Annotated in this window: 12 protein-coding genes; 11 read left to right on the top strand and 1 reads right to left on the bottom strand. The window is 72.1% G+C overall.

The features are described from left to right. The first annotated feature begins 49 nt into the window (after positions 1-49). Together AB0C20_RS06685 and AB0C20_RS06680 are read left to right on the top strand one after the other, a co-directional pair. The gene (locus AB0C20_RS06685; RefSeq protein ID WP_357180114.1) at positions 50-922 is read left to right on the top strand and encodes an LLM class F420-dependent oxidoreductase; all 873 of its coding nucleotides are present in this window, start codon (positions 50-52) and stop codon (positions 920-922) included. Positions 923-1,114: 192 nt separating this feature from the next. Next, entirely contained in the window at positions 1,115-3,151 is a 2,037-nt protein-coding gene (locus AB0C20_RS06680; protein WP_357180715.1) for a serine/threonine protein kinase, read from the top strand. Between the two features lie 65 nt (positions 3,152-3,216). Here the strand turns inward: AB0C20_RS06680 and AB0C20_RS06675 are convergent, their stop codons facing one another. Continuing rightward, entirely contained in the window at positions 3,217-5,478 is a 2,262-nt protein-coding gene (locus AB0C20_RS06675; protein WP_357180117.1) for a catalase, read from the bottom strand. Between the two features lie 184 nt (positions 5,479-5,662). Between AB0C20_RS06675 and AB0C20_RS06670 the strand changes: the two genes are divergently transcribed. The 9 genes from AB0C20_RS06670 to AB0C20_RS06630 all read left to right on the top strand — a co-directional run bounded on the left by AB0C20_RS06670 (position 5,663) and on the right by AB0C20_RS06630 (position 16,106). Further along, complete coding sequence (locus AB0C20_RS06670; protein WP_357180120.1) at positions 5,663-6,562, top strand: alpha/beta hydrolase; 900 nt, start codon at positions 5,663-5,665, stop codon at positions 6,560-6,562. Positions 6,563-6,699: 137 nt separating this feature from the next. Continuing rightward, entirely contained in the window at positions 6,700-7,488 is a 789-nt protein-coding gene (locus AB0C20_RS06665) for an ATP-binding cassette domain-containing protein (protein WP_357180123.1), read from the top strand. Next, a complete protein-coding gene (locus tag AB0C20_RS06660) occupies positions 7,485-8,207 on the top strand; it encodes an ABC transporter ATP-binding protein (protein WP_238682540.1) in 723 nt (240 codons plus the stop codon). The genes AB0C20_RS06665 and AB0C20_RS06660 overlap by 4 nt, the downstream gene beginning before the upstream one ends. A 30-nt stretch (positions 8,208-8,237) precedes the next feature. After that, positions 8,238-9,116, top strand: coding sequence for a branched-chain amino acid ABC transporter permease (locus AB0C20_RS06655; protein WP_357180127.1), 879 nt, complete (start codon positions 8,238-8,240; stop codon positions 9,114-9,116). Continuing rightward, positions 9,113-10,225 carry a branched-chain amino acid ABC transporter permease gene (locus AB0C20_RS06650; protein ID WP_357180130.1) on the top strand — a complete coding sequence of 371 codons (1,113 nt, stop codon included), beginning with the start codon at positions 9,113-9,115 and terminating at the stop codon, positions 10,223-10,225. Before AB0C20_RS06655 ends, AB0C20_RS06650 begins: the two co-directional genes overlap by 4 nt. 85 nt (positions 10,226-10,310) lie before the next feature. After that, positions 10,311-11,597, top strand: coding sequence for an ABC transporter substrate-binding protein (locus AB0C20_RS06645; RefSeq protein WP_357180133.1), 1,287 nt, complete (start codon positions 10,311-10,313; stop codon positions 11,595-11,597). A gap of 145 nt (positions 11,598-11,742) precedes the next feature. Next, positions 11,743-12,510, top strand: a complete 768-nt coding sequence (locus AB0C20_RS06640; protein WP_357180137.1) for an SDR family oxidoreductase — start codon at positions 11,743-11,745, stop codon at positions 12,508-12,510. 94 nt (positions 12,511-12,604) lie between these two features. Then, a complete protein-coding gene (locus AB0C20_RS06635) occupies positions 12,605-13,216 on the top strand; it encodes a TetR/AcrR family transcriptional regulator (protein ID WP_357180140.1) in 612 nt (203 codons plus the stop codon). Positions 13,217-13,280: 64 nt separating this feature from the next. Further along, entirely contained in the window at positions 13,281-16,106 is a 2,826-nt protein-coding gene (locus AB0C20_RS06630) for an AAA family ATPase (protein WP_357180143.1), read from the top strand. The last annotated feature ends 33 nt before the right edge of the window (positions 16,107-16,139 follow it).

Raw genomic sequence — 16,139 nt, 5'->3', positions numbered from 1 at the left:
CCCCCGGCGGACGCCAGGCGGCACTAGGCTCGTTGCGGAGGTGTCGAACATGAAGCTCGGGCTGCACTACTGGAACTACTCGACTCCGGCCGACCCGGCCGCTATCGCACCGACCCTGGCGCAGACGGCGACAGTCGCCGAGCAGGCCGGCGTCGCGTCGTTCACTGTGATGGACCACTTCTTCCAGATGGACGCGGTGTTCGCGGCCGACGAGCCGATGCTGGAGGCGTACACCACGCTCGGCTACGTCGCGGCCATGACCCAGCGGATGACGCTGGGCGTACTGGTCACCGGCGTGATGTACCGCTACCCGGGGTTGCTCGCCAAGACCGTGACGACCCTCGACGTGCTCTCCGGCGGCCGGGCCCGCCTCGGCATCGGCGCCTCCTGGTACGAGCGGGAGCAGCTCGGGTTGGGTGTGCCGGTCGTCCCGGTGGCCGAGCGGTTCGAGCGGTTGGAGGAGACGCTGCGCATCTGCCTTCAGATGTGGAGTGCCGACGACGGCCCGTTCAACGGGAAGCACTACCAGCTCGCCGAGACCATCAACTCGCCGCAGCCGTTGAGCCGCCCGCGACCGCCCATCATGATCGGTGGTGGCGGCGAGAAGAAGACCCTGCTGCTGGTGGCCCGGTACGCCGACGCCTGCAACCTGTTCGGCCGCAGCGGTAGCGACGACATCGCGCGCAAGCTGGATGTGCTGCGCGGGCACTGCGCCGCCGAGGGTCGCGACTACGACACCATCGAGAAGACGGTGGTCGCCGCCCAGGCGCCGCTGGACGACACCGACGCGTTCCTCGCCGAGGTGTCCGAGTACGCCGCGCTCGGGGTGAGCGAGGTGCAGGTGACGCCGGATCGGGACCCGATCGAGTTCGCCCGGCGGCTCGGCGACGAGGTGCTGCCCCGGCTGGCCGACATCGGTTGATTCCGCCTCGACCGGTGTGGGTGCCATCGTGAACAAATAGCCAATTCCTGGTGGCTCAACGGCGCGCCCACACCGTCTGTGGCTCCACAAACGACGTCGTCGGCGCGAATGAGCCGAATCACATCCGGTGGTTCGCTTCGACTGCCGGAAATTGTTCGACGACGTGCCAGGTAGCCTCTCCGGGTGTCGCAGATGTTGCCGCTTCTTGTTACCGATCGGTATGACGTCGTCGAGCTCATCGGCCAGGGTGGAATGGGTCGAGTGTGGAAAGCCCGCGACCGAATGCTGCAACGGGACGTCGCCATCAAGGAAATCGTTCCGCCCCCTGGTCTGACCATTGAGGCGCGACAGGAATTGCGGGTCCGGTCACTTCGGGAGGCACGGGCAATCGCGCAACTCGACCACGTCAACGTCGTCCGGGTCTTCGATGTGCTGTTGAGCGCCGACGGTGACCCGCAGATCGTGATGGAGTACGTGCCGTCCCGTTCGCTGCACGACACGATCACCACCGACGGTCCCGTCCCGCCGGTGCGGGCGGCCGAGATCGGGCTGGCCGTGCTCGGCGCGCTACGCGCCGCCCACCGCGCCGGGATCATGCACCGCGACGTCAAACCGGCGAACATCCTCGTCGGTGCGGACGACCGGATCGTGCTCACCGACTTCGGCCTGGCCACCGCCGTCGAGGACGTGAACCTCACCCTCAGCGGTGTGGTGCTCGGCTCGCCCGCGTACGTCTCTCCCGAACGGGCCATGCGGGGCACTGTGGGTCCGGAGGGGGATTTCTGGTCGCTCGGCGCGACCCTGTACGCCGCCGTCGAGGGCCAGTCGCCGTACGCCCGGCCGTCGAGTCTGATGAGCCTCACCGCCCTGGTCACCGAGCCGCCGCCCGCGGCGCGACGGGCGGGACCGCTCGCGCCGGTGCTGGCCGGTCTGCTGCGCAAGGACCCGGCCGAGCGGATGGACGCGGACGCGGCCGAGCAGTTGCTCCGGACGGCGCTGGACGGCACACCCCGGCCGCCCATAGCGGTGACGTGGCGTCCGGCGCCCGCCGCGTCAACGGCGATCACGGCCCATCCGGTCGACACTCCCGACGTACCCCGGTCGTCGGCCCCGGTGGCCGCGGATCGTGCCGGTCGGGGACCGGCCCGCCGACGGCGGACCTGGCTTCTCGGTGGCCTCGCGGCAGTGGTCGCACTCGGCCTGGCGGTCGGGGTTCCGCTGGCCACCCGCCGTGCGTCGCGGCCGGCCGGGGGAGGGGCCGAGTTGGTGGACGCCGCAGTGCCGGGTGCGCCGTCGACGCCCGCTGCCGCACCGACGACCGCTGCGCTCCGACCGATCTCGTGGTCGGTCTACCGGGACAGCAGCGGCTTCTCGATGCCGGCGCCGCGCGACTGGCAGATCGTCCGGCGCGGGCAGCGGGTCGAACTGCACGAGCCGGGCGGCGAACGGATGCTGGTCGTCAGCCAGACCGACTCGCCGCGCAACGACCCGTTGGCCGAACTGGCCGGCCCGGCCGTCGGTGAGCGGTACCGCGACTACCGCCGGGTCGAGCTGCTCGCCGTCAACTACCAGCTCAAGGCAGCCGACCTGGAGTGGGTTTACACCAGCGAGGCGGGTACCGCGATGCGCGGGCGCCAGCGCACCTTCACGACGGAGAAGCGTCAGGGTTACCGCATCGCCTGGTTGACACCCGAGTCCGCCTGGGAGGTCGCCGGGACGGACGCGTTCCGGGAGATCACCGCGGGCTTCCGGCCGGCGTCGACGGCGGGTGGGGCCACCCCGTCGGCCACGCCGGACCGTCGAGTGTCACCGACCCCGAGCGTGCCCCCGGCGCGGTCGGGCAACCGGCTCGTCGGGGTGGCGAGCAAGCGGTGCCTGGACGTGAGCGCGCCGGAATCACCCGACCCGGTCCGGCTCGGGATCTGGGACTGCCGGGACGCCCGCGCCTCCCACCAGCTCTGGGCGATGCGCTCGGACCGGAGCGTGCAGTTGGGTGGGCGTTGCCTGGACGTGCTCTCCGCGTCCAGCGACGCCGGAGCGGCGATCCAGCTCACCACCTGCAACACGACCCCGGCGCAACAGTTCACACTGAACGAGGCCGGGCAACTCGTCAACGCGCACAGCGGACTGTGCCTGGGCACTGTCGGTCAGAGCACCGCGAACGGCGCGATGATCGAGCAGCGCAGCTGTAGTGCCGGCACGAGCCAACTGCAGTGGACCCGGCGATAGCGCCAGGACGCCGACGAGGGCCCTCCTCCCGGTGCTGCGGAGGACGGCCCTCGTCGGTGGTGGGGTCAGGCGACCGCTGCGGGGAATCGTTCCCAGACCCGGTGCGCGGCCATCAACTGCTGCACAGCGGTCAGCGCCTCGGCGCCCGAGCCCGCCGCCACGACGCCCGGGGTGCCGGCGACGCCGGCCTGCTCCAGCACTGTGACGCCGGCGCCCCAGGCGCCGATCGCCTTGGCGTGCCGCCAGCACTCCTCGACGAGCAGCAGCACGCGGGGGTCGACGGTTGCCGGGTCTGGCGTGCCCGCCTTGGCGTCGCGGGCGGGCAGGGCGTCCGGTGCGGGCGCCGGTGCTCCGGCCAGCAGGACCGCGTCGAACTCGACCGACCGGCCGGTGGCGAAGGTGCGCTGCACCGGCAGGTCACCCACCAGGCCGCCGTGCGGGGCGATCAGCAGCGGCACCATACCCGCGCTGAACACCGCCTGGCGGACCTCGTCGACGCCGTCCAGGTCGCCGTCGGGGTCGACGACGATCCCGACGGTGCGGCCATCGCTCGGCCACTCCCGACCGACCTGCGACAGCGCCGGGCTGGGCGTGACGTCGGGGAGCGGCACTGTCGGCTGGGGTGCGGGCAGGCCCAGGCCGGCGGCTACCTGCTCGCACAGCACCGGGTCGATGTTGGCGAGGCTCTGCAGCTGGCGCTCCTTGATCGCCTGGTGGTAGCACTTGCCCAGCTCGAAGGTGTACGCCCGGATGATGTGTTCCTTCTCGACCGGCGACATGCTCAGCCAGAACAGACGGACCTGGCTGTAGTGGTCGTCGAACGAGGCGGGGTTGGCGCGTACCTTCGGTGCCTGCGCGACAGTGACCGGCACGTCGACGAAGGCGTGCTCGGCGTCCCCGGCGGGGAACGGGTTGCCGCCGTCGAGCGAGTTCGGTCGGTACGGTGCGACGCCGCCGTGCACGGCGTGCTGGTGGAAGCCGTCGCGCAGCATGTCGTTCACGTCGGCGTGCGGGCGGTTGATCGGGATCTGCGTGAAGTTCGGCCCGCCCAGCCGGGTGAGCTGCGTATCGAGGTACGAGAAGAGCCGGCCCTGCAACAGCGGGTCGTTGGTGACGTCGATGCCTGGGGGCAGGTGACCGAGGTGGAAGGCGACCTGTTCGGTCTCGGCGAAGAAGTTCGTGGGCGTCCGGTTGAGCACCAGCTTCCCGATGGGCTGCACCTCGGCCAGCTCCTCCGGCACGATCTTCGTCGGGTCGAGCAGGTCGATCCCGTCGAAGGTCTCCTCGGGGGTGTCCGGGAAGACCTGGATGCCCAGCTCCCACTCGGGGTACGCGCCGGCCTCGATGGCGTCGTAGAGGTCGCGTCGGTGGAAGTCCGGGTCGATGCCGCCGAGCAGCTGGGCCTCCTCCCAGGTCAGTGAGTGCACGCCCAGCTTCGGCTTCCAGTGGAACTTGGCCAGCACCGTCTCCCCAGCCTCGTTGACGAGGCGGAAGGTGTGCACGCCGAAGCCCTCCATCGTCCGGTACGAACGCGGAATGCCCCGGTCGGACATGTTCCAGATGGTGTGGTGCTGCGCCTCGGTGTGCAGCGACACGAAGTCCCAGAAGGTGTCGTGGGCGCTCTGCGCCTGCGGGATCTCCCGGTCGGGGTGCGGCTTGCCGGCGTGGATGATGTCCGGGAACTTGATCGCGTCCTGGATGAAGAAGACCGGCATGTTGTTGCCGACCAGGTCGAAGGTGCCCTCGTCGGTGTAGAACTTCGTGGCGAAGCCACGGGTGTCGCGGACCGTGTCGGCCGAACCCCGCGAACCGAGCACCGTGGAGAACCTGACGAAGACGTCGGTCTCACGGCCCTTCTTGAGGAAGCCGGCACGGGTGACCGCCTCGGCGGTGCCGTACGCGGTGAAGACACCGTGCGCGCCGGCGCCCCGGGCGTGCACCACGCGCTCCGGAATGCGTTCGTGGTCGAAGTGCGTGATCTTCTCGCGGAGGTGGTGGTCCTGGAGGAGCACCGGGCCGCGCGGGCCGGCCTTGAGCGAGTGGTCGGTGTCGCGCAGCCGTGCCCCGTTCGCTGTCGTGAGGTAGGCCCCCTGCTGACCGTTCGCGATCGTCGGCGCGCCGGTCTCCGCGCCGGTCGGCGTGCGCGTCTGCGGTGCCCCCTGTTCCGGCTTCGGCGGCAGCGGGTCGTGCGGCGTCGTCGGCTCCTCGATCGGTGGCGGCGCGCTCCCCGGCGCACCGGGGATGTCGGGGGTGAGGGCGTCGGCGATCTTTCCTGAGGCGGTCTTCACGACGTTCTTGACCGCCTCGGCGGGCTTGCTGGAATCCACTGAATGAACCTCTCCATGGCGCGTGTGCGGGCCGGCGCCTGCCCTGCTACCCCAGGTCAGAGGGTCGAAACACGACTCATCTCGGCATCCTGCGCCGGGACTGGTGATTTCGCCGATGCCGGGATCGGCCAGGCAGCCAAAACTGACATACGTCGATATCCCTCGACTTTAGGGAGTGCCCGACGTGTCCTCACCAACCACCACCCGTCCCCGTTCCGTCGCAGCCCGTGCCACCCGGCTCGCCTTGGCCGCCGTCCTGGCCGCCGGCGGCGTCGTGGCCGGATCGTCCGGCGCCGCCCAGGCCGCCGGCCCGTACGAGCGAGGCCCCGCCCCGACCACAGCGATCCTGGAGGCGAGCCGCGGCCCGTTCGCGACGTCCTCGCAGAGCGTGTCCTCGCTGAGCGTCACCGGCTTCGGCGGCGGCGTCATCTACTACCCGACCAGCACCAGCGAGGGCACCTTCGGCGCCATCGCCATCTCGCCCGGTTACACCGCCGCCTGGTCCAGCATCAGCTGGCTCGGACCACGCATCGCCTCGCACGGTTTCGTGGTGATCGGCATCGAGACCAACAGTCGCCTGGACCAGCCGGACAGCCGGGGCCGGCAGTTGCTCGCCGCGCTGGACTACCTGACCCAGCGCAGTTCGGTGCGCACCCGGATCGACAGCAGTCGACTCGCTGTGGCCGGTCACTCCATGGGTGGCGGGGGCAGCCTGGAGGCGGCCTCGTCGCGGCCGTCGTTGCAGGCCGCGGTGCCGCTGGCACCGTGGAACCTGGACAAGAGCTGGTCCGAGCTACGGGTGCCCACGCTGATCGTCGGTGGGGAGAGCGACAGCGTCGCGCCGGTCTCGTCGCACTCGGTGCCCTTCTACAACAGCATCCCGGCGTCCGCCGAGAAGGCGTACCTGGAGCTGAACGGGGCGAGCCACTTCTTCCCGCAGACCACCAACACGCCGACCGCGCGGCAGATGGTGGCCTGGTTGAAGCGGTTCGTCGACGACGACACCCGCTACGAGCAGTTCCTCTGCCCCGGCCCGAGCGGCTCGCAGATCCAGGAGTACCGCAACACCTGTCCCAGCGCCTGACGGCGGTCACGGGGCGGTCGCCGCTGGCGGCCGCCCCGTCCACGTGCGTAAAGGGGGCATTGAAGGTCTTGACGCCAAACCCGAGAAACGTACACTGCGAGTGTAAATAAACACCCGCCACGACAGAGGGATGGGTGATGGAGCGCGGCCTCGAACTGCACCACATCGGCGTCCGTTTCGGCGGCCTCACCGCCCTCGACGACGTGTCCCTGCGGGTGCCACCCAACCGGGTGGTGGGCGTCATCGGACCCAACGGAGCCGGCAAGACCACGCTGTTCAACGTGATCTGCGGCTTCGTCGCACCGGAGACGGGCTCACTCACCCTCGACGGCCGGCCGCTGCGGCCACGGCCGCACCGGCTGACCCGGCTCGGCATCGCCCGGACCCTCCAGGGCACCGGGCTCTTCGCCGGGCTGAGCGTGCTGGAGAACGTGATGACCGGCGCTTCGCACACCGCCCGTGCCGGCTTCGTCCCGGCGCTGCTCGGGCTGCCGGCCAGCGACCGCGACGAGCGCCGGCTGCGCGCGGACGCCCTGGCCATCCTCGACGAGCTGGGCATCGCCGAGCACGCGGGGGCCGCGCCGGCCACCCTGCCCTTCGCCGTACGCCAGCGGGTCGCCCTGGCCCGCGCGCTCGCCGCCCGGCCCCGGCTGCTCCTGCTCGACGAGCCGGCCGGTGGCCTCGGGGCGGACGACATCGCCGAGCTGGCGGAGCTGGTCCGGCAACTGCCCCGACGGGACACCGACCCCTGCGCCGTGCTCCTGGTCGAGCACCACATGGACCTGGTGATGGCCGTCTGCGACGAGCTCGTGGTCCTCGACTTCGGTCGGGTCATCGCCGCCGGCGCCCCGGACGAGATCCGCGACGACCCGGCGGTCACCGACGCGTACCTCGGTGCCACCGTCGAGGAAGAGGTCTCCCCATGAGCGGCACCGATCTGCTGGTCGTGCGGGGGCTGGTCGCCGGTTACGGCGCCGCGCCCGTGTTGCGGGCCATCGACCTCACCATCCCGGCCGGCACGATCGCCGCTGTCGTCGGCGCCAACGGCGCCGGCAAGACCACCCTCCTGCGCGCGCTCTCCGGCATGATCCGCCCGGCCGCAGGTCAGGTCCTGCTGGCCGGGGAGGACCTTCGCGGTACGCCGGTGGAGCAGCTCGTCCGACGCGGCATGGCGCACGTCCCGGAGGGCCGGGGCGTGATCAGCGAGCTGACCGTCGACGAGAACCTGCGGCTGGGCGGGCTGTGGCGACGCGACCGGGCCGACGCCGGGCGGGCGCTCGACGAGGTCTACCAGCTCTTCGAGCCGCTGGCCCGACGCCGCCGGCACCTCGGTCACCAGCTCTCCGGCGGGGAGCGGCAGATGCTCGCGCTCGGTCGGGCCCTGGTCGGCCGGCCCCGTCTGCTGTTGCTGGACGAGCCGTCGCTCGGCCTGGCGCCACGGGTGGTCGCCCGGACCATGGCCCTGCTCCGCCAACTGCGCGACCGCACCGGGCTGACCGTCCTGCTGGTCGAGCAGAACGTGCGCAGCGCGCTCGCCGTCGCCGACCAGGGCGTCGTGATGTCCCTCGGTCGGGTGGTGATCGCCGCCCCGGCGGTGCAGCTACGCGACGACGTCGACCTGCGCCACGCCTACCTCGGTTTCTGACCACCACCTCGTCCCCCGGAGGGAGAACTGTTGGACCGCTTCGTCTTCCTCACCGTCGACGGCCTGTCCCGGGGCGCGGTGTATGCCGCGTTCGCACTGGCCCTGGTGCTCATCTGGCGGGCGGCGCGGGTCGTCAACTTCGCCCAGGGAGCGATGGCCGTCGCCGCCGCGTACGTCGCCTACACGGTCAGCACCGCCACCGGTTCCTACTGGCTGGGCTTCGTTGTCGCGATCGTCACCGGCCTGCTGCTCGGTGCGCTGGTGGACCGGGTGGTGATGCGGCACGTCGATCACGCCTCACCGCTCAACCCGGTGATCGTCGCGCTCGGGCTGGTGCTGCTGATCCAGGCCGTGCTGGGCATGGTGTACGGCAGCGAGTTCCGCCCCGCCGAGGCCCCGTTCAGCCGCTCCGCCCTCACTGTGGGCGGGGTCGCCGTGCTGTCCCCGTACGACCTGTTCGTCTTCGCCACGATCGGCGTGGTGGTCAGTGGCCTGGCCTGGATGTTCGCGCGTACCCCGGTGGGGTTGCGGATGCGCGCGGCGGCCTTCGCTCCGGAGGTCTCCCGGCTGCTCGGGGTCAACGTCGGTGGGATGCTGACCCTCGGCTGGGCGCTCGCCTCCGGGGTGGGCGCGCTGGCCGCCATGCTGGTCCTGCCGACCGAGTTGGGCCTGCACCCGCACGCCATGGACCTGGTGTTCGTCTCGGCGTTCACGGCGGCGGTGGTCGGCGGGCTGGACAGTCCACCGGGGGCGGTGGTCGGTGGGCTGGTGGTGGGGCTGCTGCTCTCCTACGTGAGCGGCTACGCCGGCAGTGACCTCACCCCGCTCGCGGTGCTGGTCCTGCTGCTGGCGGTGCTGCTGGTCCGGCCCGGTGGGCTGTTCGCCCCGGTCGCGGCGAGGCGGGTGTGAGCGCCACGAAGGCGGCAGTGCCGCCGACGGAGCAGCTCGACGACCCGGGCGGCCGACCGGTCGACCGGCGACGCGGCTCCACACTGCTGCGCCACCTCGCGGTGGTGCTGGCCGCAGGGTTGCTGCTGGTGGCGCTCAGCTACTCCGTCGAGCCGTTCCGCAACTTCCAGCTCGCCACAGTGGCCGCCTACCTCTGCGCGACCGCGGGGCTGACCGTCCTCACCGGGCTCAACGGTCAACTGTCGCTCGGGCACGGCGCGCTGATGGCCACCGGGGCGTACACGGTGGCGCTGTGCCAGACCGCGTTCGCCGACCGGGGGATGACCGGCGGCTGGCTGTTGCCGCTGTCGTTGGCCGCGGCGATCGTCAGCACCGTCGCGGTCGGCGCTGTGGTCGGTGTGGCCGCGGCCCGCCTGCGCGGCCCCTATCTGGCCGGGGTCACCCTCGCGGTGGCAGTGGTGGTGCCGGCGCTGGCTGTCACCTTCGACGGCGTGTTCAACGGCGAGCAGGGGCTGTCGGTGCCGGTGGAGCCGCCGCCGCTGTCGCTCGGCCCGTACTTCCCGTACGAGCGGTGGCAGCTCTGGGTCACCGGCGCGGCCACCCTGCTCGCGTTGCTGCTGTTGGCGAATCTGGTCCGCAGCCGGTACGGGCGTACCTTCCGGGCGGTCCGCGACGACGAGGTGGCGGCCCGCCTCGCCGGCATCCACGTGGCCCGCACCCAGGTCCTCGCGTTCGTGGTCAGCGCGGCCACCGCCGGGCTCGGCGGCGCGCTGCTGGCGGTGCTCGCGCAGAGCGTCTCACCCGGCGCGTTCTCGCTGACCCTGTCGCTGTTCCTGCTGATGGCCGTGGTGATCGGTGGCCTGGGTCGACTGACCGGCGCGTTGTGGGGGGCCGTCCTGCTGGTCGCCCTGCCCGATCTGACCCACTCGGTGACCGAGATGCTCACGCTCTCGCCCGCTGTGGCGCAGCGGCTGGAGGGCAACCTCCCCCTGGCGATCTTCGGTCTCACCCTGATCGTCGTCATGATCGCCGCCCCCGGCGGTGTGCAGGGTCTGCTGTCGCGTCTCGGCCGGGCGTTGCTGGCCAGGCGGCCGACCCGGCGTTCCTGAGCTGTCCTCGGTCCGGCCTCGGCCGGGCGCCCCACCACCACACCGTTCCCACAGACAACCGGACCGAGAAAGGTCGGTGTTTCCCATGCACCGTAAAGCGCATCGCGGCCTCGCGATCGCCAGCACCCTTGCCCTGCTCATCACCGCAGCCGGCTGTAGCGGCGACGACGGCCCCGGCTCCGGCGGGGCGTCGGTGCCGGGCGTCACCGACACCGAGATCGTCGTCGGCACCCACATGCCGCTGACCGGTCCGGCCTCGGCCGGCTACTCGAAGATCGCTCCGGCGACGAAGGCGTACTTCGACTACGTCAACGCCAACGGCGGAGTGCACGGCCGCAAGATCACCTACAAGATCATGGACGACGGCTACAACCCGGCGAACACCCAGCAGGTGGTCCGTCAGCTCGTCCTCCAGGACAAGGTCTTCGCCGTCCTCAATGGTCTGGGCACGCCGACGCACACCGGTGTGCTCGACTTCCTCAAGAGCAACCGGGTGCCAGACCTCTTCGTCGCCTCCGGTAGCCGCAGCTGGGACCAGCCGGACAAGTATCCGGGCACGTTCGGGTTCAACCCGGACTACACCGTCGAGGGCAAGATCCTCGCCAACTACGCGAAGGCGAACCTGGCCGGCCAGAAGGTCTGCTTCCTCGGTCAGGACGACGACTTCGGCCGGGACAGCCTGGCCGGCGTGGAGAAGGTGCTCGGCGCCGGTGCCGTGGCGGTCAAGCAGACGTACGTCACCAGCAACACCAACGTGGCGCCGCAGATCGGCGCGTTCAAGGCGGCCGGTTGCCAGGTCGTCGTGCTCGCCACAGTGCCCGGCTTCACAGCGCTCTCCGTCGGCACGGCGGCACGGCTGGGCTTCAAGCCGCAGTGGCTGGTCTCCAACGTCGGCGCCGACCACCCGACCCTGGCCAAGCAGCTCGGCGCCGCCGCGCCGCTGCTGGAGGGGATGGTCGGCACCAACTACCTGCCGATGCAGAACGACACGGCGAACCCGTGGATCCAGCTCTTCACGAAGGTCAACAAGGAGCACAACGGGGACGCGCCGTTCGACGGCAACACCGTCTACGGCATGTCGGTCGGCTATCTCTTCGTGCAGACGCTGCTCGCCGCCGGCAAGGACCTCACCCGGGAGAAGGTGCTGGGGGCAGTGCAGAAGGGCGGCTTCCAGGGCCCCGGGCTGGTGCCGCTGCGCTTCTCGGCCACTGATCACTCCGGGTACGGCGGCCAGCGGTTGAGCCGGGTGAGCGGGGGAGTGCAGACCTACTTCGGGCCGGCGTACGAGACGGACGAGGCGGACGGGGCGGTCAACGAGTACACCGTCGCCCCGGCCGCGCCGCCGGCGAACGGGGTGCCGACCGTCTCCTGAGGCCCCGCAGCCCCGACGTCCGACCGGGCGTGGTTTCCCCCGACCACGCCCGGTCGGACTGCTGCGCGCGTGCTGCCGGAGCGGCCTGTCGACCAATCGTCGAAGGCGTTGACCGATACCGATCGACGCTCCTACTATCTGCACCGTGAATGCATATTCGGGCCGACTCGCGGATAGGGTCGCCATCGTCACCGGCGCCAGTCGGGGGATCGGTCTGGCCATCGCCCAACGCCTCGTCGCCGAGGGCGCGCGGGTGGGTCTGACCGCCCGCCGTCCCGAAGGGCTGGCCGAGGCGGTCGCCACCCTGGGCGGTTCGGCACACGCCCTCGCGGTGCCGGGTCGGGCCGACGATCCCGAGCATCGGGCCGCCGCGGTGAGCCAGGTGAGCGCGGCGTTCGGGCCGGTGGATCTGCTGGTCAACAACACCGGCATCAACCCGGTGCACGGCCCGCTGGTCGAGCTGGACCTGGCCGCGGCCCGCAAGATCCTCGACGTGAACGTGGTCGCCGCGCTCGGCTGGGTGCAGGAGGTCTGCGCCGCCGGCATGAGCGAGCGCGGTGGCTGCGTCGTCAACGTCTCGTCGATCGCCGGGCTCGGCCCGTCGCCCGGCATCGCCTGCTACGGGGTCAGCAAGGCCGCGCTCAACCACCTCACCGCCAGCCTCGCCGTGGAGCTGGGGCCGACGGTCCGGGTCAACGCGGTCGCCCCCGGCGTGGTGAAGACCCGCTTCGCCGCCGCCCTCTACGACGGGCGGGAGGCCGAGGTCGCCGCGCGGTACCCGCTCGGGCGCCTCGGTCTGCCGTCGGACGTGGCCGGCGCGGTCGCCTTCCTGGCCTCCGACGACGCCAGTTGGATCACCGGGCAGACCATCGTCTGCGACGGCGGCGTCTCGCTGACCGGCCGGGCCGGATGACGGCGTCGGCGGAGCGTCCGGAGCCGCTGATCAACGGCTGTCTAGACTCGGCGGTGCGTCGGGGGACGTCGTGGCGGTGAGGGGGCGAGGGCGGATGGACGCAGTCGATGTGGCGGGCCGGGTCGACGGGCGCACCGCCCGCGCCGAGCGGACCCGCGCCGCCATCGTCGAGGCGCACCTCGCGCTCATCTCCGAGGGTGACCTCCGCCCGACCGGGGAACGCATCGCCGAGCGGGCCGGCATCTCGCTGCGCACCCTCTGGACCAACTTCAAGGACATGGAGACGCTCTTCGAGGCCAGCGGCGCGGAGGTGCTCCGCCAGCAGGACGCCGCCTACCGGCCGATCTCACCGGGGCTGCCATTGGCGAAGCGGGTCGACGCGTACTGCCGGCAGCGGGCTCGACTGCTCCAGCTCATCGCGTCGTCGGCGCGGGCCGCGCAGATGCGTGAGCCGGTCTCCGAACAGCTGCACCGCAACCGTCTCAAGCACATCGAACGGGTCCGCGACGAGGTCGAGGAGCTCTTCGCCGTCGAGCTGGCCGAGGCCGGGCCGGGGCGCGAGCAGTTGCTCAACGCCCTGGTGGCGGCGAGCACCTGGCAGGCCTGGTCGATGCTGCGTTACGGGCTCGGTCTCGGCGTGGACCAGGCCCGCGCGGTGATGGCCCGGACCGTGGGCGCCCTGCTGGCCGAGGTCGCGCCCGACTGATTCCGGCCCGGCCCGATATCGCCCCCTCTTTCCATTCGGTTTCCGATGGGTAACACTGGCAGGCATGGTTACTGCATCAAGAGTGCAACTAACCGTGCTGCGTGGCCGGGACGACGAGTGCCGGGCTGTCCGGAGCCTGCTCGACGGCATGACCAACGCCGGCGGTGCCCTGCTGTTGCGCGGAGAGCCCGGATCGGGCCGGACAGCGCTTCTCGGCTACGCCCATCGGCACGCCGAGGGTGGCTGCACAGTGCTGGCCGGCAGCGGGCTCGCCGAGGAGGCCGCCCTGCCGTACGCCGGCCTGCAACGTCTGGTCGACCCGGTGCTCGACCGGGCCGCCTCGCTCCCTGGGGAGCAGCGGCAACTGCTGCGGCGGGCACTGGCCGGGGAGAGCTGCCCGGCCGACAGGCAGTTGACCCTGTCGATGGCGGTGCTCGGGCTGCTCGCCGCCGCCGCCCGGGACCGGCCGTTGCTCGCCACCATGGACGACATCGACCGAGGTGACCCGCAGACCGCGCAGGTGCTGGCGTTCGTGGCCCGCCGACTGCGGCACCTACCGCTCGCCGTCCTGCTCACCGCGGACGTCACCGCCAACCTCGACGGGATACCGGCACACCGACTGCGCGCGCTGACCGAGCACGAGAGCAGCGCCGTCCTCACCGATCGACTCGACCGGCTGACCGGGCGTGAGGGCGTCGACCGGCTCCCCGACCGGCCAGCCGCGTCGGCCCTTACCGCGTTGGCCACGATCGGCGGCGGCAACCCGCAGGCCCTGGTGGACCTCGCCGAGGTGCTCACCGCGGGGCAGTGGCGGGGCGAGGAGTCGCTGCCCGCCGCGCCACCGGCGGATGGAGCGCTGGGTCGCGCGTACCGCGCCCGGCTGGACCGGCTGCCCCCGGAGACCCGACGGGTGCTGTTGCTCGCCGCGCTCGACGAGGACGGCGAGCCGGGCACCCTGATCCGGGCCGCGTCGGCCGCCGGCGCCGAGGTCGAGGCGCTCGCACCGGCGGAGGTCGCCGGCCTGGTCCGCGTCGAGCAACGAGGTGTCACCTTTCCGCAGCCGCTGGTGCGCACGATGATCGCGGCCAGCGCGCCGCTCGCCGAGCGGCGCGCGGCGCACCGACTGCTCGCCGAGGTGCTGGTAGCGGACGGGCAGCGGCTCCGCCGGGCGATGCACCTCGCCGCCGCGACGGCGGGTGCCGATCCGGTCCTCGCCGCCGAGCTGGAACAGGCGGCGGTCGGCGGATCCGACGGTTGGGCCGCCGCTTCGGTGGCCCTGCGGTGGGCCGCCGAACTGAGCGACCAGCCGAGGCTGACCGTCACCCGTCTGCTGACCGCCGCCCGGTACGCCTGGGCCGGGGGGCAACCCGACGAGGCCCGGCTGCTGCTCGACCGCCTCCGCGCGGTCTGCGTCGACCCGGTCGTTCGAAGCCGCGCCGACCTGCTCCGCGGTGAGCTGGAGCTGCGCTGCGGCACCGCGTCGAGTGCGTCGGCCACGCTGCTGGCCTCCGCCGCGGCGGTGGACGGCACCGACCGTGCCCTGGCGTTGACCGGGCTGGTGCGGGCCGGTGAGGCGGTCTGCTTCACCGGCGACCAGTACCGGTACGCCGAGGTCGGCCGCCGGGCGCTGGCGTTGCGGCGCCCGGACGACCCGCCGGCCCTGGAGGTCATGGGCTGTCTGATCGCCGGGGTGGCGGCGACTCTGCGGGGCGACCACGAGCGAGCCGGGCCCGCGCTGCGCCGCGCCGTGGTGCTGGGCGACCGGCTGACCGGTTGGGCGTTGACCCCCACCGCGCTCAGCTGCGCCGCGGCGGCCGGGCTGCTGGTGGCCGTGGACGGCGCGGCCCACCGGCTCGCCGAACGCGCCGTCGAGCTGGCCCGGGAACGAGGTGAGCTGTCCATGCTGTCGCGGGCGTTGGAGCTGCGGGCGGTCGCCGAGTACTGGCTGGGTCGACACGAGGCGGCGGCGGAGACCTCCCGCGACGGGTTGCGCGTCGCTCGGGCAACCGGGCAGGTCAACTGCGCCAACGTCCATCTGGGCATGCTCGCCGTCCTCGCCGCGATCCGGGCCGATCGGGAGACCAGCCTGCGGCGGATCCGCGAGATCGGCGAGTCGCCGACGCCGGGCAGCCGCCCGCACGCGCTCGCCGCGTGGGCCCTGGCGGTGCTCGACCTGGTCGACGGCCGGCACGCCGAGGCCGCGGAACGGTTGGCGTCGCTGGCCCGGCTCGGCACGCGTCGAGGTCAGGTCCTGGTGCAGGTGATGGCGACCCCGTACCTGGTGGAGGCGGCGGCGCACCTGGCGCACCGGCCGGCGGCGACGGCCGCGCTCGCCGCGTTCGACAGGTGGGCCAGCAGCACGGCGAGCCCGTTGCGCCGGGCCCTGTCCGCGCGGTGTCACGCACTGCTCGCCCCTCGGGGCGGCGCCGATGCGGAACGGGACTTCCGGGCGGCGCTGCGCCTGCACCCGACCGAGGCCGGCACGTTCGAGCGGGCCCGCACCGAACTGCTCTTCGGCCAGGAGTTGCGCCGCAGTCGACGCCCTCGCGACGCGCGGACGCACCTGCACCAGGCCCGCGAGATGTTCAGCCTGCTCGGGGTGGAGTGCTGGGCCGAGCAGGCCACCACGGAGCTGCGGGCGGCCGGGGAGTCGATCGGTCCGCCGGACCTGCCCGCGGCGCGGTTGTTGACCGGCCAGCAACTGCGGATCGCCGAGTTGGTCGCCGAGGGCGCCACCAACCGGGAGATCGCCGCCCGGATGTTCCTCTCCACCCGTACTGTCGATCACCACCTGCGCAACGTGTTCCACCGGCTGGGCATCCGTTCGCGGACCGAGCTGGCCCGCGCGTTCACCGCCGAGCGGCACGTCGGTCTGGCCTCCGACCGGTGAACGTCCGGTCTGGACGCGTTTAACTATCACCGC

Origin of the sequence: Micromonospora sp. NPDC048843, from assembly GCF_040649965.1 — a bacterium.
Lineage (GTDB): Bacteria > Actinomycetota > Actinomycetes > Mycobacteriales > Micromonosporaceae > Micromonospora > Micromonospora hortensis.
Note: the sequence above shows the minus strand (reverse complement) of the source record. Positions and strands in the feature narration are given on the sequence as shown.

What these genes read in the sequence shown, in the direction of transcription:
- AB0C20_RS06685 (WP_357180114.1), top strand. Translation starts at nt 50, where the DNA reads ATGAAGCTCGGGCTGCACTACTGGAACTACTCGACTCCGGCCGACCCG.
- AB0C20_RS06645 (WP_357180133.1), top strand. Translation starts at nt 10,311, where the DNA reads ATGCACCGTAAAGCGCATCGCGGCCTCGCGATCGCCAGCACCCTTGCC.
- AB0C20_RS06635 (WP_357180140.1), top strand. Translation starts at nt 12,605, where the DNA reads ATGGACGCAGTCGATGTGGCGGGCCGGGTCGACGGGCGCACCGCCCGC.
- AB0C20_RS06660 (WP_238682540.1), top strand. Translation starts at nt 7,485, where the DNA reads ATGAGCGGCACCGATCTGCTGGTCGTGCGGGGGCTGGTCGCCGGTTAC.
- AB0C20_RS06680 (WP_357180715.1), top strand. Translation starts at nt 1,115, where the DNA reads ATGTTGCCGCTTCTTGTTACCGATCGGTATGACGTCGTCGAGCTCATC.
- AB0C20_RS06630 (WP_357180143.1), top strand. Translation starts at nt 13,281, where the DNA reads ATGGTTACTGCATCAAGAGTGCAACTAACCGTGCTGCGTGGCCGGGAC.
- AB0C20_RS06665 (WP_357180123.1), top strand. Translation starts at nt 6,700, where the DNA reads ATGGAGCGCGGCCTCGAACTGCACCACATCGGCGTCCGTTTCGGCGGC.